Origin of the sequence: Pseudomonas sp. CFBP 13711, assembly GCF_014842265.1 — a bacterium.
Taxonomy (GTDB): Bacteria; Pseudomonadota; Gammaproteobacteria; order Pseudomonadales; family Pseudomonadaceae; genus Aquipseudomonas.
The window spans coordinates 78,604-101,000 of record NZ_JACYVI010000015.1 but is presented as its reverse complement, the minus strand read 5'-3'; the positions used below and the strand labels follow the sequence as shown (position 1 = coordinate 101,000).

The window sequence follows — 22,397 nt, the reverse complement described above, 5'->3', positions numbered from 1 at the left end:
TCTAGGCCTGCGTCAACGCGGTGGCTGGACGGGGGAAACCTTGATCAGCATGGCGAGGCTTCCGTTGTCCATATAAGTAAGTTCTCCGTTTCTGACGCGAGTGGCCTGACGCATGCGCTCGCTGGTCACCAGCACGCCGTGGCTGTCCAGCTGGTTGACCCAGAAGTTCGCGTCGATGTCGGTAAAGCGTGCCAGACCCAGGCTCACCGTGCCCTCGATGGGGAAATGGCCGAACTGCTCCTGGCCGTCGCTGATCGCCACCTTGCTCGGCGTGGCACTGAGGTCCTGTTGCCAGGCTGTGTGCAGCAGCACTTTATAGCCATCGCTCGATTCGAGCTTGTTCACCAGCGTATCCAGCGCCGTGGGCGTCTGGCTGTCCGCGCCCAGCCGTTGCGCCCCGGCGGCCCAGTCTTCCGGCGCGGGTTGATTGGTCGCCGCCGGCTCGCCGTTCTGACGGAACAGGATCAGTTCCACCTGATAGGTGCCATCGGCGAAGGCCGCCGGGGCAAACAGCACCAGCAGCAGGGTGAAGGAGCGGATCAAACCCATGGTGAATCCTTAAGCCGATTTTTTGGAAGGCGGTGGGGTCAAGCGTTCGAACAGCGCCTCCAGTGTGGCGAAGCGTTCCTCGGGACGCTCCATCGGCACCATGAATTTGAACAGCGTGGCGCCTTCGAACTTGTAGCGTTTGGGCTGGCTCTGGATCAGCTTGATCAGCGTCAGCGGGTCGACCGGGGTCTCCGCCGCGAATTCGATGCGTCCGCCCTGGGGACCGGCATCGACTTTCTTGATGCCCAGTTGCTCGGCCTTCAGCTTGAGCGAGGTCAGGCGCACCAGATTCTTGGTCGGTTCCGGCAGCAGCCCGAAGCGGTCGATCATCTCGACCTGCAGGTCCTTGAGGCCCTCTTCGTCGGCGGCGTTGGCGATGCGTTTGTACAGAATCAGGCGCGTGTGCACGTCTGGCAGATAGGCTTCCGGAATCAGCCCCGGCACCCGCAGATTCACCTCGGGACCGCCACCCAGCGGCTGGTCGAGATTGGGCTGCTCGCCCTTGCGGATCGATTTGACCGCACGTTCGAGCATTTCCATGTACAGGGTGAAGCCCACCGCCTGGATCTGTCCGCTCTGTCCATCGCCCAGCAGTTCGCCGGCGCCACGGATTTCCAGATCGTTGGTGGCGAGCACGAAGCCCGCGCCGAGGTCCTGGGTGTTGGCGATCGCCTCCAGACGCTTCTCGGCATCCGGGGTGATCTGCTTGCGCGGCGGTGTCAGCAGGTAGGCGTAGGCCTGGTGGTGACTGCGCCCGACCCGGCCGCGCAACTGGTGCAGCTGGGCCAGACCGAATTTGTCGGCACGTTCGATGATGATGGTGTTGGCGCTCGGCACGTCGATGCCGGTCTCGATGATGGTCGAGGCGATCAGCACGTTGAAGCGCTTGTGGTAGAAGTCGCTCATCACCTGTTCGAGATCGCGTTCGTGCATCTGCCCGTGGCCGATGCCGATGCGCGCTTCCGGCACCAGTTCGGCCAGGTCCGCCGCGCACTTCTCGATGGTTTTCACATCGTTGTGCAGGTAGTACACCTGACCGCCGCGCAGCAACTCACGCAGCAACGCTTCTTTGACCGTCGGCTCGTTCTGCTCCATGACGAAGGTGCGCACCGACAGACGTCGTGCGGGCGGGGTGGCGATGATCGACAGGTCGCGCATTCCGGCCACGGCCATGTTCAGGGTGCGCGGGATCGGCGTGGCGGTGAGGGTCAAAATGTCGACCTCGCTACGCAGGGCCTTGAGCTGTTCCTTCTGACGCACACCGAAACGGTGCTCTTCGTCGATGATCACCAGCCCCAGGTTTTTGATCTTGACGTCGTCCTGCAGCAACTTGTGGGTGCCGATGACGATGTCGATCTTGCCCTCGGCCAGATCGGCGACGGCGGCGTTGATCTCTTTCGCCGATTTGAAGCGGCTCATCACTTCAACCGTCACCGGCCAGTCAGCGAAACGGTCGCGGAAACTGTTGTAGTGCTGCTGGGCGAGGAGGGTGGTCGGCACCAGAATCGCCACTTGGCGGCCACCGTGCACGGCGATGAACGCTGCACGCATGGCCACTTCGGTCTTGCCGAAACCGACGTCGCCGCAGACCAGACGGTCCATGGGCTTGGGCGCGAGCATGTCGGCGCGCACGGCTTCGATGGTGGTCTGCTGGTCCGGGGTTTCTTCGAACGGGAAGCCGGCGCTGAAGGTGTCGTAGTCCAGCTTCGGATCGGCGAAGGCATACCCTTCGCGAGCCGCGCGGCGGGCATAGATGTCGAGCAGCTCGGCGGCCACGTCGCGGACCTGTTCGGCGGCCTTGCGCTTGGCTTTCTGCCAGGTCTCGGAACCCAGGCGGTGCAAGGGTGCGAGCTCGTCATCGCTGCCGGTGTAACGGGCGATCAGGTGCAGGTTGGTAACCGGCACATACAGTTTGGCGTCCTCGGCGTAGGCCAGCATGAGGAACTCGGCGACCTGATTTTCGACTTCCAGCGTTGCCAGCCCCAGATAACGGCCGACCCCGTGATCGATGTGCACCACCGGGGCGCCTTCACGCAGCTCGGCCAGGTTCTTGATCACCGCATCGCTGGCGTGGCTGTCGGCGCGCTTGTCGCGGCGGCGACGCTGCATGACCCGCTGACCGAAGAGCGGGCTTTCCGCCACCAGCGCCAACGCCGGCTGCTCCAGCACCAGGCCTTCGTCCAGCGGCGCGATGGTGATTGCCAGGCGCTCCTTGCTGTCGACGAACTCCTGCCAGCTGTCCAGGGTTTTCGGGCGCAGCTTCAGGCGTTCGAGCAGTTCCAGCAGCACCTCGCGGCGACCGGCGGATTCGGCGGTAAACAGCACGCGGCCGGGAAATTCGCCGAGGAATTTCGACAGCGCTGCCAACGGCTGGCTGGCCTTGGCTTCGATGGCCAGATCAGGCAGCACCTGTGCCGGAAAACGCTCGCGGCCAACGCCGCTTTCGACGTCGTCCTGGCTGGCAACCACCCGCGGCCAGTTCTTCAGGCGCGCGAAGCAGTCGTCCACCGGCAGGAACAGCTCGGCCGGCGGCAGCAACGGACGTTCAGGATCGACACGGCGTTCTTCGTAACGGTTGCGCACGTCCTTCCAGAACGTCTCGGCCGCCGCTTCGATCCCCGGCATCGAGAACACCTGGGTGTCCTGGGGCAGGTAGTCGAACAGCGTGGAGGTTTCTTCGAAGAACAACGGAATGTAGTACTCGATACCGGCCGGCGTGATGCCGCTGTTCAAGTCCTGAAAGATCGGGCTGCGGCGGAAATCGACGTCGAAGCGCTCGCGGAAGCGGGCCTTGAAGCGCGTCACGGCTTCCTTCTGCAGCGGGAATTCTTTCGCCGGCAACAGACGCACCGAATCGACCTTGTCGATGGAGCGCTGGGTTTCCGGCTCGAAGGTGCGCAGGGTTTCGATTTCGTCATCGAACAGGTCGATGCGGTAAGGCAGTTTGCTGCCCATCGGAAACAGGTCGATCAGAGCGCCACGCACGGTGAATTCGCCGTGCTCGTACACCGTGTCGACATAGCGATAGCCGCTGGCTTCAAGGCGGGTGCGCATGGCGTCGACGTCGAGCTTCTGGCCGACGTCGAGGACCAGGCTGCTGCCCAGCAGAAAACTGGTCGGCGCCAGACGGTGCAGGGCGGTGGTGATCGGCACCACCAGTACGCCGTGCACCAGCTCCGGCAGCCGGTACAGGCTGGCGATGCGCTGAGAGATGATGTCCTGATGGGGCGAGAACAGATCGTAGGGCAGGGTTTCCCAATCGGGGAAATGCAGGACCGGGAGATCAGGGGCAAAAAACTTCAGTTCCTGCTCCAGTCGCTCGGCGCTCTGGCTGTCTGCGGTAAGCAGCAGGGTGAAGCGTTTCGCGGCGCTGGCAGCCTCGGCGATGGCGAGACTCAGGGCGGCACCGGGGAGGTTACCCCAATGTTGTTTGCCTGCTGCAGCAGGCAGAATCGGAAGGCGCAGAACGGGCACGGAAGTTAAAGCTCCAGGCGTTGCGGCAAAGCCGGGGAGTGTAACTAATCCGCAGAGACGCTGTCAGTTTTGTGCGCCGGGAATTATGTAGTGCTCCAGCTCGTGAAAAGTCTGGATTGCTCATAAACAAAGGCCTGTGCATAATGTAGTCCCTTTTTTCAGCCCCTACATGTGGAAGGTTCCCGTGACTCAGAAGCCCGACCAGTGTCTTGGTGAATGGATCGATCGTGAAGCCCTCGCCGAGGCGATGATCCCGCTTATCGGTCAGCTCTACCGCAATAATAATGTGGTGAGTTCGATCTATGGCCGCAGCCTGATCAACCGTTCAGTCATCGCGATTCTCAAAGCACACCGCTTTGCGCGTCACCGCCAGGCCGACGCCAGCGAGTTGTCCGTACACGAGACGTTCCCCCTCGTGAAAGCCATGAGCGAGCTCAAACTGGGCGCCGCTTCGGTGGACCTGGGCAAGCTGGCGGTGAAGTACAAGGCCGAAGCCAATGGCCGCACTCCTGAAGAATTCATCCGCGAAGAAATGGCCGAAGTCATTGGTCAGCAGAACTCCGGCGAGCGCAAGGGCACTGACGTCGTCCTGTACGGCTTCGGTCGCATCGGTCGTCTGCTGGCACGCATCCTGATCGAAAAAACCGGTGGCGGCGACGGCCTGCGTCTGCGCGCCATCGTGGTCCGCAAGGGTGCTGAAAACGATCTGGTCAAGCGCGCAAGCCTGCTGCGCCGTGATTCGGTCCACGGTCCTTTCGACGGCACCATCACCATCGATGAAGCCAACAACACCATTTGCGCCAACGGCAACCTGATTCAGGTGATCTACGCCAAGAACCCGGCCGAGGTGGACTACACCCAGTACGGTATCAAGGACGCATTGCTGGTCGACAACACCGGTGTATGGCGTGATGCCGAGGGTCTGGGCCAGCACCTGCAGTGCCCGGGCATCGACCGCGTGGTCCTGACCGCGCCGGGCAAGGGCAAGCTGAAGAACATCGTGCACGGCATCAACCACCAGCAGATCACCGCCGATGACAAGATCATCTCCGCGGCATCCTGCACCACCAACGCCATCGTGCCGGTGCTCAAGGCGGTCAACGACAAGTTCGGCATCGTCAACGGTCACGTTGAAACCGTTCACTCGTACACCAACGACCAGAACCTGATCGACAACTTCCACAAGGGCGATCGCCGTGGCCGCAGCGCCGCGCTGAACATGGTCATCACCGAAACCGGCGCCGCCACCGCTGCGGCGAAGGCACTGCCCGAGCTGGCCGGCAAGCTGACCGGTAACGCGATCCGCGTTCCAACGCCAAACGTCTCGATGGCCATCCTCAACCTGAACCTGGGGACGGCGACCACTCGCGAAGAGATGAACGAATACCTGCGCCACACCGCGCTGTATTCCGATCTGCACAAACAGATCGACTTCGTGAACTCCCTGGAAGTGGTGTCCACCGATTTCGTCGGCTCGCGTTACGCCGGCGTCGTTGACGCTGAGGCGACCATCGCCATGGATAACCGCGTTGTGCTGTACGTCTGGTACGACAACGAATTCGGCTACAGCTGCCAAGTGGTCCGCGTCATGGAAGAAATGACCGGGGTCAACCCGCCAGCTTTCCCGAAGTAGGCTGAGAGCAGCGGCAAGCGGTGAGCTGAAACGCTAAGCACAAAAAAACGCCCCGACTGGTTCGGGGCGTTTTCATGTGTGAGCTAGTCCAGCGAACTGGCAGAAATCCCGAGGCGACCCACGATCCTGTGGGAGCGAGCTTGCTCGCGAAGGCTGACTTTCATTCCCCAGAGAAAATGGCTGGCTGTCCCGGCCTCTCCGTGAGCAAGGTGGAGCGCCACCCCGGTCACTCCCACAAGTCCTACGAAACGGCTGAAATCCCGATGCGACCCACGATCCTGTGGGGGCGAGCTTGCTCGCGAAGGCTGACTGTCAATCACCAGAGAAAGTGGTTGGCTGCCCCGGCCTCTTCGTGAGCAAGGTGGAGCGCCACCCCGGTCACTCCCACAAGTCCTACGAAACGGCTGAAATCCCGAGGCGACCCACGATCCTGTGGGAGCGAGCTTGCTCGCGAAGGCTGACTGTCAATCACCAGAGAAGGTGGCCGTGTCATCAGGAAACAAAAACGCCCCGAATCAATCGGGGCGTTTTTTTGCTTGAGCTTATGGCTTGAAGCTTGAAGCTCTCAGCGATCAGCTCACCGCCGTCACACCCTGAATCCGTGTCTGACCCTTGCGGAACAGCACCAGCGTGGCGATCAGGCCCAGTACCGCAGCGCCGCTCAGCCAGATGCCCGGAGCCGCTTTGTTATCCAGCACGTGAATCAGGTAAGTACAGGCCGCCGGCGTGAAGCCGCCGAACGTCGCGGTCGCCAGGCTGTAGGCCAGGGAGAAGCCGGTGGTGCGCACTTCGACCGGCATGATCTCGGTCAGGGAAACCACCATCGCGCCGTTGTACGAGCCGTAAAGGAAGGACAGCCACAGCTCGACCATCAGCAGGTTGCCGAAGCTCGGGTTGGCGGTCAGCCAGGACAGGGCAGGGTACGCCGTGATGATCGCCAGAATGGTCGCCGCCAGCAGCAGGGGCTTGCGGCCGATCCGGTCCGACAGCGCGCCCATCACTGGCAGCCAGATGAAGTTCGAAATCCCGACGCAAACGGTCACCAGCAAGCTGTCCAGATCGGAGAGGTGCAGCTCGTTTTTGCCGAACGTAGGGGTGTAGGCGGTGATCAGGTAGAACGACACCGTGGTCATGACCACCAGCGCCATGCCGGCGATGACCAGTCCGAAGTTCTGGCCGATCGACTTGACCACTTCGCCCAGGCTTGGGCGGTGGTGTTGCGCGCGGGCTTCGAACTCAGGGGTTTCTTCCAGCGAGCGACGGATCACGAAGATCGCCGGAACGATCAGGCAGCCGATCAGGAACGGCACGCGCCAGCCCCATTGGCCCATGTCTTCCGGGCTCAGCCAGTGGTTGAGGCCAACACCCAGCAGACCGGCGAAAACCACCGCTGCCTGTTGGCTTGCCGATTGCCAGCTGACGAAAAAGCCCTTGCGGCCCGGCGTGGAAATCTCCGCCAGATAAACCGAGACACCGCCCAGTTCAACGCCTGCGGAGAAGCCTTGCAGCAGACGCCCGATCAGCACCAGCAGCGGCGCGGCGACGCCCAGGGTCGCGTAGCCCGGCACGCAGGCAATCAGCACCGTACCCATGGCCATCATCGCCAGCGTAATGACCAGGCCCTTTTTCCGGCCGTGGTGGTCGATGTAGGCGCCGAGGAAAATCGCACCCAGCGGGCGCATGAGGAAACCGGCGCCGAAGGTCGCCAGCGACAGCATCAGCGATGCGAATTCACTGTCGGCGGGGAAGAAGGTTTTGGCGATGGCTGTGGCGTAGAAGCCATAGACCATGAAGTCAAACATTTCAAGGAAGTTGCCGCTCACAACGCGAAATATCGCCTTGCCTTTGCCCGTGTTCGAGGCCATCTGGAATTACTCACTTAAGCTGTCTAGCTGGGGGGATCCGTTATATTTATGCGTCCTCTGCTGCGGCGCCCGCGCTTGGCCTCGGGCGCCCCAGATTTGTAACGATATGTGTAAAGCTGGCGGTTGGCAATCAGAACGCCCCGGCCATCGACCACGGACCTCCCGCTGCGCCCGCGTGAAAACAATATTTATGTATCCCATCGATGGACTCGTTCCCGGTTTAACTCCCCGCACATTCTCTCAGTGCCTCACGGTGCCCTGAGCGATCCTCAATCCATTGCACGAGTTAACTGGCCAATGAGCTCAACCCTTCATCTGATCGCTGGAGTTTCCCGGCGACCGACCTTGCATAACGTCGCGATCAAACAGCTGCAATCCGCACTGCAACAACAATTCCCGGACCTCGAAATCGATCCCGAGATTTGCGTCATCACCCGAACCGCCTCCGACGGCACCCAGCGTGCGGAAACACTGTTGAGAAATCTGCAGCAGGCATTCCTGACGGGCAAGACTCCCCTCTGGCGCTCCGAGGCCAACACACTTGTCATCGATCCCGCCGTACAGGACGCGACCCCGACGCCCATCGATTTCGATCACCTGAATATTCTGGTCGATACGGTTGCTCTGGCGCTGAACGAACAGTTCCAGCAGGCGCTGATGGATTTCTGGGAAGCGCCGGCTGCCGATGGGCAGAGCCCTTGGGCGCGGCTGTCTGATGCACTGAAGAAGGGCTATCTGCGAGCGTTGAACGACACCCCGGCGCTGCACAAAAACGAGGGCGATTTCCTTCGTTCCATCGCTTATTTTCCCGACCAGACCCAACGCAATTTCATGCTGAGTATCGACAAAGTCCATGCGGACGATGTCGTTCGTGCCTGCATCCCCCAGGCAGTGGACGCTTCCTCACCGACGTCAGTCCTGCCCGTACTGGCAGCGACCGGTGTGTGGGGCGGCACGGAGATGTTTTTCACCTGGCAGTCGCCGGGTCTGATCGTCAGGCATGGCTCGCTGGCTGATCTGCTGGCCAGCCTCGATACTTCGCCGGCAGCCATCCACCCCGAGAGCTGGGCACTGCGCGAGGTTGAGGGAGACCTGTTCAACGCATTGGCCCAGTCAATCCTTGCTTGCCAATTGCAGCAGATCACCCGGCTCGATCACGCCGACGCAGAAGATTTTGCCGATCTTGATCGCCGGATGGCCATCGCCACAGACGTCACGCCTTATCTGATCCCCGCTATCCCCGGGATGGAAACCCCCGAAACCCTTCCTGACTGGTTGCGCAACGCCAGCGTTGCCGACCGCATGGATTTCAGCCGTCGAATGATTGCGTTGGCGAGCGCTCCAGCGGGCGCAGGAAGCACGTTCAACGAAGACATTCCGCCGTTGCTCGATTACGCCAGTCAGCAACTGCAGCGCGAAATGCTCGCCGATCACCCGGAGGCCGCAGATCTGCTGATAGCCGACCTGGACGTCGTTATCCGTAAAGTGGTCGCCGCCGCGATTCCCGGCGGTGGTCAGGTGGTCACCTCGGGCGTGGTCGAGCCAGTGCGCATGAGCCTCGCCGAGTTTGCGCTGGAAAACCTTTCCGGCGAGCCGGCCGGTGCGCTGCACGTCGTGCACAGGGACGGCACCCCGGCGCCGGACTGGTTCAGCGCCGATTACCTGCGGCTGCTGGTGTGTCAGGTGGACATCGGGCGCCATTATCCTGCGCTGCTGAGACGGGTGCTGGTGACTGACCCCGGTGAATCCGCCAAGCGTCAGGCGGTGTACATCGACCAGCTTCGTGCGCAACTGCCATTGCAGGCGCTGGAACTGAAAATGCGGAGCGAGGGGCACTTTTGTGACAGCGCCTGTCAGCGTGTTGCCGCCCTCGTGCAGCCGCCAGAACAGCGCCCTTCAGCGCTGCGCAACACGACGTTGCGTCCACTGGCCTTCCGCGCCATGGTTGGCAGGAAGGCTGATGCGGTCGCCAACATGTTCGTGATCAGTGACCGCGATACGTCCAGGGATCCGGTGGTGCTGTATCGACCGTTTTCCCGTCAGTCGCTGATCGAATTCGAATCCTGGGCAGCCCTGCGCGCCGCCATCGTCGAACCCGGTGAGCTTCAGGATGACGTGCTGACGTGGATGGACGATCACGCGCGGCAGATGTACGGCAATGGCGGCTTCGATCAGCCGCACATCGTGCGCTTCGGCCAGGGCTCGGAGTTCGCACCCCTGGAAATCCCGGCGCCTGCACAGTTGGCTGTCGACGAGGTCGTCGGTGACCCGCTGGTTGCGCTGTTCAAGGGCAATGCAGCCGCGTTGGTCGAGCTGGCGGACCGGCAGTCCACGTCCAACGCAGAAAGTCGCTGGGCCTTGCTCAAGCGCGGTGGCTGGCTGGCGCTGGAAACCCTCATGCCGTTTGTCTCCGGCCCCGTCGGCAATGCGCTGTGGCTGGTGCAGATGATGAACGAGGCGCAAGGGGCCCTGGCGTCTGAGCGCAATGCCACTGACCGTGATCGTGAAGAATCCATGGGCAATTTGCTGCTCACCGTGGCGATGTTGCTGTTGCATAGCACCCAGGCTAATCGTGTCCTCCCGGCGCGCGGGCGATCAGCCGGGGTAGCTCGGCCGAATCTGGCAGACCTGCTGGCTGCACCCAGTCCGACCCTTGCCCCGGAGCCAACGCCTGTAGCAGAGCCCGACCCGCTGCCCGGCACAGTGAGAACACAGCTGGATTTTTCCTGGTCGCGCGCCGATCTGAGCCTGACGGCTGCCCAGCAGGTTGCGCTGCAGGCGTTTGAAGTCCGGCCAGCGCCTTTGCTGACGGAGCCATCAGCCGCCGCTGGCACCCAAGGGCTGTATGAGCTGAATGGCGCGTGGTACGCGCGCATCGATGGTGCGGTGTACAGGGTTCAGGTGGGCGACGACGTGCAGATTGTCGACCCGCGAAACGATGAACTCACCGGGCCCTGGCTTGCGCTTGAGGGTGAGGGCTGGCGTCTCGACCTGGGTCTGCGCCTCCGCGGCGGCGGCCCCAAGCGCAGCGCCCGGCAACTCGCGCTGGAAAACGCCGCCCGACTCAAGCTGGCCATCGCGGAAAAGTCCGAGCTGCTCAAGCGCCAGAACGATCTTTACATCAGGATTGTGGAGAACGACAACCGTATCGATGCTCTGCCGCTCGAAAGGCACCATGAGATCACTTCGTTGCTGGAAACAGACATCCGCGCCGTGATGGAGATCATCGACCGCAAAAATGCTATCGACCAGTCATTGCGCCCTGCCGATCGCACCCCTGACAAAACCTATGCCAAGGATCTGCAAGGCATCGCCCGGCGGATCTGTCTGCTTGAAGGCGTGCTGCTCAGCGACATGCTCATCGTCGCTAAAGAAGAATTGGCCCGGATGCGCGCGGTGTCCGGGATTCTCTCTCTCGAGAATGTCGGTATCTATCTGGGGCTGTTCGAGAAGTCCCTGGTGCTGCAAGAGAGCGGAGTGCACTGGGCGCTGGTCAGGGAAGGGCTGTGGCAGCGGTTGCGCGAGGTGCCGAAAGTCGGCGAGGCATACTGGCGCACGGAAGCGCTGGAGTTTTACAACAACCGGATGTTCTCCCTCGTTGATTGGCGCGCCAGTCGCATGTGGTCGTCCCTCGAACTGTGTTTCAGCGCCGAGACCATCCTGGACACCCACAGGGCGGTGACGCTCAAGCGCATGCTCAACGACGACTCGCTGCACTCGGCGCTGAGCTCTCAGGCCGAGCTGGAAAGGCCACACGATTACACGATCGCCGAACAGATCGCTGTGCTGGAAAGCTCCCTCAGGGAATATGACCGGGCCTCGATAGTCGCGCTCGCAGCCTTTGAAAGTGAGCCCGAAGCGGTCAATACCGGGCATTTCAATCGTTTTCTCGAGGATCTTTCGTTGATCTCCGACCGCGCCGAGCACCGGCTTTCGGACCTCATTCGCGAGAGCGAGGAGCCCGCCGAGACGCTTGCCGAATATGTTCCGCGCGCGGCCCAGACGCGCAAGCGGGTGATCAAGACCCGAGGCCAACGCACGTTGATTGGCCGTCTGCGCGAAGGTGAAGAGCCTTCACTGGGTGAAGTCGTGGAGGTCAAGGACGCCACCGGTGATCGCGTCGTCGGCACGTACCACCAGCACGCGGAAGGGGAGTGGGTTGAACTCGAGGACCAGCGCCGCCAGCCGGCCAATCGTGACAGCATCGTCCCGCTGGCAGAGCTCATGCGTCGCGGCCGCGCCTTGCTGGAACGGATAGAAACTGACATCGCCAGTGCGGTGCGCCAATCCCTTCGCGCCAGTGAGCCCGAGGACATGGAAGACATCCTGGTGCAAAAGGCCGACAAGCTCGGTGAGCTGGCGGAGAAGCTGCAGATTCATCTGGACGATTCCGACGCGGGGGAAAGCAGGGCCCAGGCCGTGCAGACGCTGCTGGACGAGTTGCGTGAGGCCGGGCAGCGACTTCGCGAGCAGGGCCGGCAATTGCGCATCGACATGATCAAGCGACAGCCGCCGACAGCCAGCCGGATCAGTTATCTGGATCGCCAGCACGAGGTGCACATCGCCCGGGTTGACGGCCGAAAAAATATGTCGGGCGCCCGCCGCAACGACTTCGTGCAGGAATACGCCATTCGCGACAAGGAAGACCATCTGCTGTGGTGGGCGCATTTTCATTACGCCAGTGAAGATGCCGCAGCCGACGCCTTCACCGCCGCGCACCTGAAACTGCCTGAACAGCGACTGATGGGTTACAGGGCGATGCTCAAGGCGGCCAAGGACAATAAGGAAGTCGTGAGCATTTATCGCAGTGCCATCGGCAAGGAACTCGCGCAGCGGTTGTTTCTGCATCTGGCCGAGTAAATTCCAGGGCCGCTGCAGAGGCAGTTGCCTGGACGTGCGATTTTTTTAGGATTCGTCACGCAAGGGATTTATCATCCGCAGCAATTCTGCAGTCGAGTAAGGCTTCCGCCCCTCGACCTGCAACAGTGCAGTGAAGTCTGCCGAGGGACGCGACCAAGGGTTAATGGTCGTTTGCCCTCGGTGCGACTAGACTGCGCCGCGAGTTTCGATCCTTCATGCCGCCCGGAGCGGCATGATTCAGCCAGAGGCACCAGAGTGGTGGCTCGGCCAGTTCTGAGGAGTACGCATGGCTGTCTACAACTACGACGTGGTAGTGCTGGGTTCGGGCCCGGCGGGTGAAGGCGCGGCAATGAACGCTGCCAAGGCCGGGCGTAAGGTGGCAATGGTCGACAGCCGTCGGCAGGTCGGCGGCAACTGCACGCACCTGGGCACGATCCCGTCGAAGGCCCTGCGTCACTCGGTCAAACAGATCATCCAGTTCAACACCAACCCGATGTTCCGCGCCATCGGCGAGCCACGCTGGTTCTCGTTCCCGGACGTTCTGAAGAACGCCGAGAAGGTCATCAACAAGCAAGTGGCGTCGCGCACCGGTTACTACGCGCGCAACCGTGTCGACGTGTTTTTCGGCACCGGCAGCTTCGCCGACGAGCGCAGCATTGATGTCGTGTGCAACACCGGCGTCGTGGAAAAACTGGTTGCCAACCAGATCATCATCGCCACCGGCTCGCGGCCTTATCGGCCCGCCGATATCGACTTTTCCCATAAGCGTATCTACGACAGCGACACCATCCTCAGCCTGGGTCACACCCCGCGCAAACTGATCATCTACGGTGCAGGTGTCATCGGCTGCGAATACGCGTCCATCTTCAGTGGCCTCGGCGTCGAGATCGAACTGATCGACAACCGTGACCAACTGCTGAGCTTCCTCGACTCGGAAATCTCCCAGGGCCTGAGCTATCACTTCAGCAACAACAACGTGATGGTTCGCCACAACGAGGAATACGAGCGCGTTGAAGGGCTGGACAACGGTGTGATCCTGCACCTCAAGTCCGGCAAGAAGGTCAAGGCCGACGCCTTGCTGTGGTGTAACGGCCGTACCGGCAACACCGACAAGCTGGGTCTGGAAAACGTCGGCATCAAAGCCAACGGTCGCGGGCAGATCGATGTCGACGAAGCCTACCGCACCAGCCAGCCGAACATTTATGGCGCAGGCGACGTGATCGGCTGGCCGAGTCTGGCCAGTGCGGCCTATGACCAGGGTCGGTCGGCCTCGGGCAGCGCGGTGGACAACGGCGCGTGGCGCTTCGTCAACGACGTGCCGACCGGGATCTACACCATCCCCGAGATCAGCTCGATCGGTCAGAACGAGCATGACCTGACCGTTGCCAAAGTGCCGTACGAAGTGGGCAAGGCGTTTTTCAAGAGCATGGCCCGCGCGCAGATCTCCAACGAGCCGGTCGGCATGCTGAAGATCCTGTTTCACCGGGAAACCCTGCAGATCCTCGGCGTGCACTGCTTCGGCGACCAGGCATCGGAGATCGTGCACATCGGTCAGGCGATCATGAACCAGCCGGGAGAGGCGAACACCATCAAGTATTTCGTCAACACCACGTTCAACTACCCGACCATGGCCGAGGCCTATCGGGTAGCGGCGTACGACGGCCTCAACCGGCTTTTTTGAGCGGCTCCGGCCGGTGGCCTGAGCCGGCCGGGGAGACCGATTTCAGTACTTCCCAAGGGTGGCGCTGGCCAAACCGGGAAAGTCTGTAATCAGGCTGTCAACGCCGAAGTCGGCGAGTCTGCGCATAAGCGCGGGCTCGTTGACTGTCCACACCGACACATGCAGGCCCTGATTCTGGGCTTTCTTCAAGCGCTCGGGCGTGCACAGCGTCCAGTTCAGCGCGAGTATCTCGCAGCCGTAGCCCTGAGCCACTTTCAGCGGGTCGAGCCAGGCGTATTCCGCCACCAGCCCGCGCGAAATGTCCGGCGTCAGTTCCAACGCCGCGCGCAGCACTTCCCGGGAACTCGACGTGATCGTTACTTTCTCCAGCAGTCCGTGGCGCTGAGCCATTTCGCGGATGGCCAGCACGGTCGTTGCGGCACGGGTGCGTGACGCGCTTTTGACTTCCAGCTGCCAGTGATCGAAGGGGCATTTCTCGAACAGTTCTTCCAGGCGCGGAATGGGGCAGAGCTGCACCCAGCCCGGGCCGCCCTTGCGCGCGTCGTAGGTGACCAGATCGGCGGCATCGTGTTCGACAACTTTGCCGCGCCGGTCGGTGGTGCGCTTGAGGGTCGGGTCATGGATCACCATCAGCTCGCCATCGCGGGACAGATGCAGATCCAGTTCGCAGCGTTTGACGCCGTGTTTGAGGCATTCCTGAAAGCTGGTCAGGGTGTTTTCCGGTGCTTCGCCCTTGGCGCCGCGGTGGCCGTAAATAAGGGTCACAATCACTCCTTGGTACGCATGGCGCGGGAATAAATCGCTCTGAAATAAAGTCGAGCTGGAAAGTGGCGCTGGAATCAGTTTGGCTTTACGTCGGGGTCACTTTGCTCACGGGCCAGTCGCCTCTGAGCGGCTTGTCGTTGCAGGATGTGTCGGGCCAGCAGCTGGCGCTGGGCATCGGTGAGCTCGATCCACTCCGTGCCGACGTCAAAATCGCCGATGGTCAAGGCATGGCACTGCGTCACCCGTGCGCGCAGCATCATCCCGGAAGCCTGGGGCATCAGCACCATTTTCACCGACAGCAGGGTGCCGGGCTGGAAGGGTTGAGGGGTTTCGAATTGCAGGCCGCCCTCGGACATGATCACGCGCTGCGGGGCGCCGAGCTTGCCCAGTGCGGTGTGCGCAACCACTTGGCCGAGCAGGTCGATGCGTTTGCTCATCGCCCTAAGGAAGCTGTTGGTGGTGCGGTCGCGATCATCCAGCTGACGCAGCAGGTGCTGGGATTCGAACTCAGCGACGTGCAATTCGCTCAGCAGATCGAAGAGCGTCGAAGTGTCGTGATGGCCAGGTTCGTCTCCCGTGCCGGGGCCGGCAATCCGGTTAATTTCCAGTGCGACGCTGTCCTCGATACGGTAGTATTCGCGGCGTTCTTCTTCATCTAGTGTCGGCATGGCGAACCCATGGTAGCGGCGGTTGTCAGAGTGATTGCTCAAGATCATAGCTCAGCTTTCCGAGCATGATTCAGCGGTGATTCGAGTGTAAAGCCGCTTGCCCCAGGCCCGCCACAAGCACGTTCCCATTCCTCCGAACAAGCGCCTAAATGTTCAGACCTCTTTTTGTATTCATCGGCACGCGCTACACCCGTGCAAAGCGCCGTAATCACTTTGTCTCCTTCATTTCCCTGACGTCGATGATCGGCCTCGCCCTGGGCGTGGTCGTGATGATCGTCGTGCTGTCGGTCATGAATGGCTTCGACCATGAGATGCGCACCCGCGTGCTGGGCATGGTGCCCCACGCCACCATCGAGTCCGGCGAACCGATCAATGACTGGCAGGCCCTGGCCGCAAGGGTCAAACAGAACAAACAGGTCGAAGCCGTTGCGCCGTTCACCCAGATGCAAGGCCTGCTGACCAACAACGGCAATGTGCAGAAGATCCTGCTCAACGCCATCGACCCGGCGCAGGAGCGCAAGGTGTCGATCATCGACGGATTCATGAAGCAGGGCAGCCTCGATGATCTGGTCGCGGGCGGTTTCGGCGTGGTGATCGGCGACAAGGCCGCGACCAAGCTCGGTGTCGGCATGGGTGACAAAGTCACTTTCGTGTCCCCGGAAGTCACCGTGACGCCGGCCGGCATGTTCCCGCGCATGAAGCGCTTCACCGTAGTCGGCATCTTTCATGTCGGCGCCGGCGAGCTGGACGGCTACCTGGGCGTCACCAATCTGCAGGACCTGGCGCGGCTGCACCGCTGGAAGCCGGACCAGGTGCAGGGCTTGCGCCTGAAATTCACCGATCTGTTCAAGGCGCCGCGCACCGCGTACGAAATCGCCCAGAATCTCGGCGAGCACCAGTATTACTCCCGCGACTGGACGCGCACCCACGGCAACCTCTATCAGGCGATCGGCATGGAGAAATCCATCATCGGCCTGCTGCTGTTGCTGATCGTGGCGGTCGCGGCGTTCAACATCATTTCCACGCTAGTGATGGTGGTCAACGACAAGCGCGGTGACATCGCTATCCTTCGCACGCTGGGCGCGACCCCGGGCCAGATCATGGCGATCTTCATGGTCCAGGGCACGGTCATCGGTGTGGTCGGCACGCTGATCGGCGCAGGTGTCGGCATTCTCGCGGCGCTCAACGTCAGTTCGGCGATTTCCGCGCTGGAAGGTTTGATCGGTCACAAGTTCCTCAATGCGGATGTCTACTTCATCGACTATCTGCCTTCGCAATTGATGGCCCAGGACGTGCTGCTGGTATGCGGCGCGGCGCTGGTCCTGAGTTTCCTCGCCACCCTGTATCCAGCCTGGCGTGCTGCGCGCACCCAGCCGGCGGAGGCGCTACGTTATGAGTGAGTCGGGCATGAGTGATAAAGCTGTACTGAGCTGCCGCAACCTGGGCAAATCCTACGAGGAAGGTCCGGAATCCGTGGTCGTGCTTTCCGGGCTGCAACTGGAATTGCACCCGGGCGAACGCGTGGCGATCGTCGGCAGTTCGGGGTCGGGCAAAAGTACCTTGCTCAACCTGCTCGGCGGCCTCGACACGCCCACCGAAGGCAGCGTCTGGCTGGCCGGTGAAGAGCTCTCGGCGCTGAACGAAAAGGCTCGCGGCCTGCTGCGCAATCGCGCCCTTGGCTTCGTCTATCAGTTCCACCACTTGCTGGCCGAGTTCACGGCGCTGGAAAACGTCTGCATGCCATTGTTGATTGGCAAGACGCCTATTCCGGAAGCCCGTCAGCGTGCAACCGCGCTGCTGGAGCGGGTAGGGCTCAAGCATCGCCTGGCGCACAAGCCGTCGGAGTTGTCCGGCGGCGAACGTCAACGGGTGGCGATTGCCCGCGCGCTGGTCAACCAGCCGGGTCTGGTGATGCTCGACGAGCCCACCGGCAACCTCGATTCCCACACGGCCCAGGGGATTCAGGACCTGATGCTGGAACTCAGCACGTCGTCGCGCACCGCGTTTCTGGTGGTGACCCACGACATGACGCTGGCCCGGCAGATGGACCGCGTGTGGCGTCTTGAAGAAGGCCGTCTGGTCGAAGCCTGACCCGTACAACCGGTGTCTCTCGGGCATCGGCTTTTACTTTTAGCTGCTTAGTTACGGTGCTCCACGAATGTTCAGACCGTTATCCATCTTTATCGGAACGCGCTACACGCGGGCCAAGCGTCGCAACCACTTCATCTCGTTCATTTCCATGACCTCGATGATCGGGCTGGCGTTGGGCGTGCTGGCGATGATCGTGGTGCTGTCCGTGATGAACGGTTTCCAGCAGGAAATGAGTTCGCGGATCCTCGGCATGGTCCCCCATGCAGTCATCTCCGGGGTGAAGCCCCTGGACGACTGGCAGCCGGCCGCGAAGGCGTCGCTCAAGGACCCGCAAGTCACTGCCGCCGTGCCGTTCACTGAAATGGACGGCATGCTGTCGTACAAGGGCTCGATGCAGCCGATCCAGATCAACGGCGTCGACCCGGCCCTGGAATCCAAAGTCTCTATCGTGACCCAGCACATCGTGCAGGGCCGGCTGCAGGACTTGAAGGCCGGTGAGTTTGGGGTGGTGATCGGCGAAATCACCGCCCGGCGCTTTCGTCTGAACGTCGGCGACAAACTGACCCTGATCGTGCCGGAAATCAGCAGTGCCCCGGGTGGCATCACCCCGCGCCTGCAGCGTTTGACGGTGGTCGGCGTGTTCAAGGTCGGCGCTGAGCTGGACGGTTCCATGGCGCTGGTGAACGTTGCGGACGCCGCCGTGATCCAGCGCTGGCAGCCCAATCAGGTGCAGGGTGTGCGCCTGGCGCTGACCGATTTGTACGCCGCACCGCAGGTGTCCACGGCGATTGCCGCCGGACTCGGTGCGGACTACAAGGCGGATGACTGGACCCACAGCCAGGGCAGCCTGTTCAGCGCAATGAAGATGGAAAAGACCATGATCGGCCTTTTGCTGCTGATGATCGTTGCCGTGGCGGCGTTCAACATCATCGCCACGCTGATCATGGTGGTAAACGACAAGGGCGCCGACATTGCGATCCTGCGCACCATCGGCGCGACACCCGGCCAGATTATGAGCATTTTCATGGTTCAGGGCACCGTCATCGGCATCGTCGGCACCGTGATCGGCGGCGTGCTGGGCGTGATTGCGGCGATCAACGTCAGCCAGATCGTCGGCTGGGTCGAGCGCGTGACGGGCCAGCACATCTTCACCTCGGACGTTTACTTCATCAGCAATCTGCCGTCGAAGCTCGAAGGCAGTGACGTGGCGCTGATCTGCAGTGCCGGGTTTATCCTCAGCTTCCTGGCAACGATCTACCCGGCCTACCGCGCCGCTCAGATCCAGCCGGCCCACGCCTTGCGCTACGAATAGGAAATGAGGATGCCCCGTCTTTTCGCCATCGCCCTGGTGCTGGGAGCAAGCCTCTCGGCGCAGGCGTCACCCGGCGAGCATTTCGCCTTCGGTCATCCCGCCGACGCGGCGCAGGCAACGCGTACGCTTGAAGTGACCCTGGGCGATATCTACTTTGAGCCTAAGTCGCTGGACGTGAAAAAGGGCGAGACCGTGCGCTTCGTGCTGGTCAACAAGGGCCGGCTGCTGCATGAGTTCAACCTGGGTGACGCGGCAATGCACGCGGCGCATCAGCAGGAAATGCTGAAAATGACGGCCAGCGGCATGCTCACCCCGACCGGCATGAAGCACGACATGGCCGGCATGGACCACGGCATGGCGCATGGCTCGGAGCAGGGCGCCGGGAGCATGAAACATGACGATCCCAACAGCGTGCTGGTCGAACCGGGCAAAACCGCCGAGCTGACCTGGACGTTCACCGACGCCACTGGCCTGGAGTTCGCCTGCAATATCCCCGGGCATTACCAGGCGGGCATGGTCGGCAAGGTGGCGATCAGTCAGTAAACGCTGAAAACCCGGTCCGAACCCGATAAACTTCGCGGCCTTGGTTTTTAACAGCCGCTTTTTAAGGTTCAGGTCCCGCCATGCATCCCGCAGCCGAACACTCGCCGCTGGGCAAGTCCAGCGAGTACATCGCCACCTACACGCCGTCTCTGCTGTTCCCGATACCGCGCGCTGCCAAATGGGCAGAGCTGGGGCTGACCGCCGAGACGCTGCCTTATCAGGGTGTCGATTTCTGGAATTGCTACGAGCTGTCCTGGCTGCTGCCGTCGGGCAAGCCGGTGGTGGCTATCGGTGAGTTCAGCATTCCGGCGGACTCGGCCAATATCATCGAATCCAAGTCGTTCAAGCTCTACCTCAATTCGCTCAATCAGACCGCGTTTGCGTCTGAAGCCGAGCTGATCGCCACGCTGGAGAAGGATCTGTCGGCTGCCGCGGGCAAGCCGGTGGGGGTGCGCGTTCGCAGCCTCAAGGACATCGAGGCCGAGGGTATCGTCGCGGTGCCGGGTGTGTGCGTGGATGACCTTGACGTGAGCATTTCAAGCTACGACCGTCCTCAACCTGAACTGCTGCGCTGCGATGAGTCGAGAGTGGTAGACGACGCGCTGCACAGCCATTTGCTTAAATCCAACTGCCCGGTGACGAGCCAGCCGGACTGGGGCAGCGTCGCCGTGGAGTACCGTGGCGCGGCGCTTGATCACGCAAGTTTCCTGGCCTACATCGTCAGCTTCCGCCAGCATTCGGATTTCCACGAGCAGTGCGTGGAGCGCATCTTCATGGACCTGCAGCGCCTGCTGAAGCCGGAGAAACTGACGGTGTATGCACGTTACGTGCGCCGCGGCGGGCTGGACATCAACCCGTACCGCAGCACCGAAACGCTGACGCTGGAGAACGGACGTCTCGCGCGGCAGTAATACCTCACTCATGTTCTGCAAGTGAACGACTGTGGGAGCGACCGGCGTGGCGCTCTCACATGAATGGGAGGGATGATTCAGATCCCCATGCTGCCCAGGGTGACCAATACATTGCGCAGGGTGCCGGCAATGGTGGGGTGATCGACTTCAAACCGCTCGACCGCCAGGTTGACGCCATCGGAGATACTCGGGTCTTGAGAGACTGTTTCGAGTTCGATCTGCGCCTGGATCTGCTCCATGACCTCGGTCAGATTCCCGCGCTCCTCCAGCGTCAGCTGCGGATTCTGCTCAAGTTGCTCGCGCAAGGTGTTGAGTTGTAGTTGCAAGTCACTGACGGACATGGGGTCTTCCTTAATCTGATTAGTCTCACGATGGACCGCAATGCGCAGGCAAAGGTCCTTACCGCTTTAGACTAATCCACTCCCGGCCGCTGTGCATGACCCCTGTCAGCTCAGGGCTTTTCCGACTTCTGCCGGCGCAGCGTGATATCTGCCAGGCACGACTCCAGTTCGCCCAGATGGTCGATGACCGAATGTGCGCCGGCGGCATACAGCTCAAGGGTGGCACGGCCGCGACGGCGCTCGCGATCCAGATCACTCAACGCCTCCCATTGCTCGGGTGACAAACCGCACAGCGGCCCGCAGGACGCCAGCCCGACCGTCCACAATCCTGCGTTGATCCCGGCCATGAGCAGACGCGGATCGCCGCTGACCAGCACGCAACCGTCCAGTTGCCTGACGCCGAGGGTCATCAGCGCCTGCCAGCACGCATCAGGCGCGGGCCAGCGGCTGGTGGGAGTGGGGGTGGGCAGAACCAGAGTGCCGAGTGGCGCAGCCAGTTGGTCAGTGATAGAGGAGGGGTATTCATCGATCCAGGCGCAGGGAATGCCGAGCTGCTTCAGATGCTTCAACGCGTTGATCGCACCGGGCGCGAGCGTTGCGAATGGCTGGGCGTCCTGCGAGGCAAGAGACTTGCCATCACTGCCGAGCAGCGTGCGCGCCTGTGCGCCGAAGTCGACGAGGCAACCGCTCAATCCGAACAATACAGCGGTGAACGACGGCGCAGCGACGGCGACTGGGGCGAGCATGGCATTCCCTCTCAAAGCCGATGACGCTAAGGGATTGCCATGACAAACCGATGACCGAACGATGACAGTGGCGGCAGATGTTTATTGCCCTACAAAACCGCGACCATTTCAGCGACGTAAATAGTCACAGAACGCTTTATACTCCCGCCTTTGGTTTGGGGCGTAGCGCCCACTTGATTACTTTGACTGGGAGTCTCAGCTATGCCCGAGAACGGTGCTGGCTTTATCAATCGTCTGATTCGAACGTGCGTGTGGGCCAGCCTGGCCGTGGCGCCGATGGCTGCAAATGCGGCGGACGAAGATCCGTGGGAAGGCGTCAACCGTGCGATTTTCCGTTTCAACGACACCGTCGACACCTACGCGCTGAAACCCATTGCCCAAGGCTATGAGTTCATCACGCCGCAGTTCCTCGAAGACGGCATCCACAACATGTTCAAAAACGTCGGCGAAGTGACCAACTTTGCCAACGATGTGCTCCAGGCCAAACCTGAAGCCGCGGGCGTCGACACCGCCCGCCTGATCTTCAACACCACCTTTGGTCTGCTCGGCTTCTTCGACGTGGGCACCAAGATGGGCCTGCAGCGCAACGACGAAGACTTCGGCCAGACCCTCGGTCATTGGGGCGTTGCCAGCGGCCCGTTCGTGATGCTGCCGCTGTTCGGTCCAAGTACCGTGCGTGACGCGTTCGCCAAATACCCGGATACCTACACCCAGCCATGGCGCTACATCGATCACGTGCCGACGCGCAACACCGCGCTGGGCGTAAGCCTGGTCGATACCCGCGCCAGCCTGCTGTCGGCTGAAAAGCTGATCAATGGTGACAAGTACATCTTCATCCGCAACGCTTACCTGCAGAACCGCGAGTTCAAGGTCAAAAACGGCAAGGTCGTCGACGACTTCTGATCCAGCGGTCTGCAAAACGATGCTAAAAAGGCGACCCGAGGGTCGCCTTTTTATT

16 protein-coding genes are annotated in these 22,397 nt (G+C 61.5%); 9 read left to right on the top strand and 7 right to left on the bottom strand.

Annotated features, from left to right (window positions below; all coding sequences use genetic code 11):
• Positions 1–12: 12 nt before the first annotated feature.
• Positions 13–549: a CsiV family protein gene (locus IFT47_RS23240; RefSeq protein ID WP_192174304.1), complete on the bottom strand. Its 537-nt coding sequence runs from the start codon at positions 547–549 to the stop codon at positions 13–15.
• 9 nt (positions 550–558) lie between these two features.
• Complete coding sequence (mfd, locus tag IFT47_RS23235; RefSeq protein ID WP_192174303.1) at positions 559–4,023, bottom strand: transcription-repair coupling factor; 3,465 nt, start codon at positions 4,021–4,023, stop codon at positions 559–561.
• A gap of 169 nt (positions 4,024–4,192) precedes the next feature.
• Between mfd and IFT47_RS23230 the strand changes: the two genes are divergently transcribed.
• Entirely contained in the window at positions 4,193–5,656 is a 1,464-nt protein-coding gene (locus IFT47_RS23230; protein ID WP_065989594.1) for a glyceraldehyde-3-phosphate dehydrogenase, read from the top strand.
• A 572-nt stretch (positions 5,657–6,228) separates the two neighbouring features.
• Here the strand turns inward: IFT47_RS23230 and tcuC are convergent.
• On the bottom strand, positions 6,229–7,521 hold the full coding sequence (tcuC, locus tag IFT47_RS23225; RefSeq protein WP_192174302.1) for an MFS transporter: 1,293 nt from the start codon (positions 7,519–7,521) through the stop codon (positions 6,229–6,231).
• Positions 7,522–7,818: 297 nt separating this feature from the next.
• Between tcuC and IFT47_RS23220 the strand changes: the two genes are divergently transcribed.
• Positions 7,819–12,381 (top strand): dermonecrotic toxin domain-containing protein, encoded by a 4,563-nt coding sequence (locus IFT47_RS23220; protein WP_192174301.1) that lies wholly within the window; start codon positions 7,819–7,821, stop codon positions 12,379–12,381.
• Between the two features lie 286 nt (positions 12,382–12,667).
• On the top strand, positions 12,668–14,062 hold the full coding sequence (gene sthA, locus IFT47_RS23215; protein ID WP_122538030.1) for a Si-specific NAD(P)(+) transhydrogenase: 1,395 nt from the start codon (positions 12,668–12,670) through the stop codon (positions 14,060–14,062).
• A gap of 42 nt (positions 14,063–14,104) precedes the next feature.
• Here sthA and IFT47_RS23210 read toward each other — a convergent pair whose 3' ends face one another.
• Positions 14,105–14,827 (bottom strand): glycerophosphodiester phosphodiesterase, encoded by a 723-nt coding sequence (locus IFT47_RS23210; protein ID WP_192174300.1) that lies wholly within the window; start codon positions 14,825–14,827, stop codon positions 14,105–14,107.
• Positions 14,828–14,901: 74 nt separating this feature from the next.
• Positions 14,902–15,495 (bottom strand): PilZ domain-containing protein, encoded by a 594-nt coding sequence (locus IFT47_RS23205; protein WP_192174299.1) that lies wholly within the window; start codon positions 15,493–15,495, stop codon positions 14,902–14,904.
• A gap of 149 nt (positions 15,496–15,644) precedes the next feature.
• Between IFT47_RS23205 and IFT47_RS23200 the strand changes: the two genes are divergently transcribed.
• The 5 genes from IFT47_RS23200 to queF all read left to right on the top strand — a co-directional run bounded on the left by IFT47_RS23200 (position 15,645) and on the right by queF (position 20,352).
• On the top strand, positions 15,645–16,895 hold the full coding sequence (locus IFT47_RS23200; RefSeq protein ID WP_108119677.1) for a lipoprotein-releasing ABC transporter permease subunit: 1,251 nt from the start codon (positions 15,645–15,647) through the stop codon (positions 16,893–16,895).
• Positions 16,896–16,902: 7 nt separating this feature from the next.
• Positions 16,903–17,586, top strand: coding sequence for a lipoprotein-releasing ABC transporter ATP-binding protein LolD (lolD, locus tag IFT47_RS23195; RefSeq protein ID WP_167355799.1), 684 nt, complete (start codon positions 16,903–16,905; stop codon positions 17,584–17,586).
• 67 nt (positions 17,587–17,653) lie between these two features.
• On the top strand, positions 17,654–18,898 hold the full coding sequence (locus tag IFT47_RS23190) for a lipoprotein-releasing ABC transporter permease subunit (protein WP_074885188.1): 1,245 nt from the start codon (positions 17,654–17,656) through the stop codon (positions 18,896–18,898).
• A gap of 3 nt (positions 18,899–18,901) precedes the next feature.
• Positions 18,902–19,441 carry a copper-resistant cuproprotein CopI gene (gene copI / locus IFT47_RS23185; protein ID WP_192174298.1) on the top strand — a complete coding sequence of 180 codons (540 nt, stop codon included), beginning with the start codon at positions 18,902–18,904 and terminating at the stop codon, positions 19,439–19,441.
• An 80-nt stretch (positions 19,442–19,521) separates the two neighbouring features.
• Entirely contained in the window at positions 19,522–20,352 is an 831-nt protein-coding gene (gene queF / locus IFT47_RS23180; protein WP_192174297.1) for an NADPH-dependent 7-cyano-7-deazaguanine reductase QueF, read from the top strand.
• A gap of 77 nt (positions 20,353–20,429) precedes the next feature.
• Here queF and IFT47_RS23175 read toward each other — a convergent pair whose 3' ends face one another.
• Together IFT47_RS23175 and IFT47_RS23170 are read right to left on the bottom strand one after the other, a co-directional pair.
• On the bottom strand, positions 20,430–20,693 hold the full coding sequence (locus IFT47_RS23175) for a DUF4404 family protein (protein WP_074885178.1): 264 nt from the start codon (positions 20,691–20,693) through the stop codon (positions 20,430–20,432).
• Between the two features lie 110 nt (positions 20,694–20,803).
• Positions 20,804–21,439, bottom strand: a complete 636-nt coding sequence (locus IFT47_RS23170) for an HAD family phosphatase (protein ID WP_192174296.1) — start codon at positions 21,437–21,439, stop codon at positions 20,804–20,806.
• A 201-nt stretch (positions 21,440–21,640) separates the two neighbouring features.
• Between IFT47_RS23170 and IFT47_RS23165 the strand changes: the two genes are divergently transcribed.
• Complete coding sequence (locus tag IFT47_RS23165; RefSeq protein WP_192174295.1) at positions 21,641–22,342, top strand: MlaA family lipoprotein; 702 nt, start codon at positions 21,641–21,643, stop codon at positions 22,340–22,342.
• Positions 22,343–22,397 lie beyond the last annotated feature (55 nt).

Coding starts and splice junctions, on each gene's coding strand:
- IFT47_RS23200 (WP_108119677.1), top strand. CDS start 15,645: ATGTTCAGACCTCTTTTTGTATTCATCGGCACGCGCTACACCCGTGCA.
- IFT47_RS23165 (WP_192174295.1), top strand. CDS start 21,641: ATGCCCGAGAACGGTGCTGGCTTTATCAATCGTCTGATTCGAACGTGC.
- queF (WP_192174297.1), top strand. CDS start 19,522: ATGCATCCCGCAGCCGAACACTCGCCGCTGGGCAAGTCCAGCGAGTAC.
- IFT47_RS23240 (WP_192174304.1), bottom strand. CDS start 549: ATGGGTTTGATCCGCTCCTTCACCCTGCTGCTGGTGCTGTTTGCCCCG.
- tcuC (WP_192174302.1), bottom strand. CDS start 7,521: ATGGCCTCGAACACGGGCAAAGGCAAGGCGATATTTCGCGTTGTGAGC.
- IFT47_RS23230 (WP_065989594.1), top strand. CDS start 4,193: ATGTGGAAGGTTCCCGTGACTCAGAAGCCCGACCAGTGTCTTGGTGAA.
- IFT47_RS23220 (WP_192174301.1), top strand. CDS start 7,819: ATGAGCTCAACCCTTCATCTGATCGCTGGAGTTTCCCGGCGACCGACC.
- IFT47_RS23170 (WP_192174296.1), bottom strand. CDS start 21,439: ATGCTCGCCCCAGTCGCCGTCGCTGCGCCGTCGTTCACCGCTGTATTG.
- IFT47_RS23175 (WP_074885178.1), bottom strand. CDS start 20,693: ATGTCCGTCAGTGACTTGCAACTACAACTCAACACCTTGCGCGAGCAA.
- copI (WP_192174298.1), top strand. CDS start 18,902: ATGAGGATGCCCCGTCTTTTCGCCATCGCCCTGGTGCTGGGAGCAAGC.
- IFT47_RS23205 (WP_192174299.1), bottom strand. CDS start 15,495: ATGCCGACACTAGATGAAGAAGAACGCCGCGAATACTACCGTATCGAG.
- lolD (WP_167355799.1), top strand. CDS start 16,903: ATGAGTGATAAAGCTGTACTGAGCTGCCGCAACCTGGGCAAATCCTAC.
- IFT47_RS23190 (WP_074885188.1), top strand. CDS start 17,654: ATGTTCAGACCGTTATCCATCTTTATCGGAACGCGCTACACGCGGGCC.
- sthA (WP_122538030.1), top strand. CDS start 12,668: ATGGCTGTCTACAACTACGACGTGGTAGTGCTGGGTTCGGGCCCGGCG.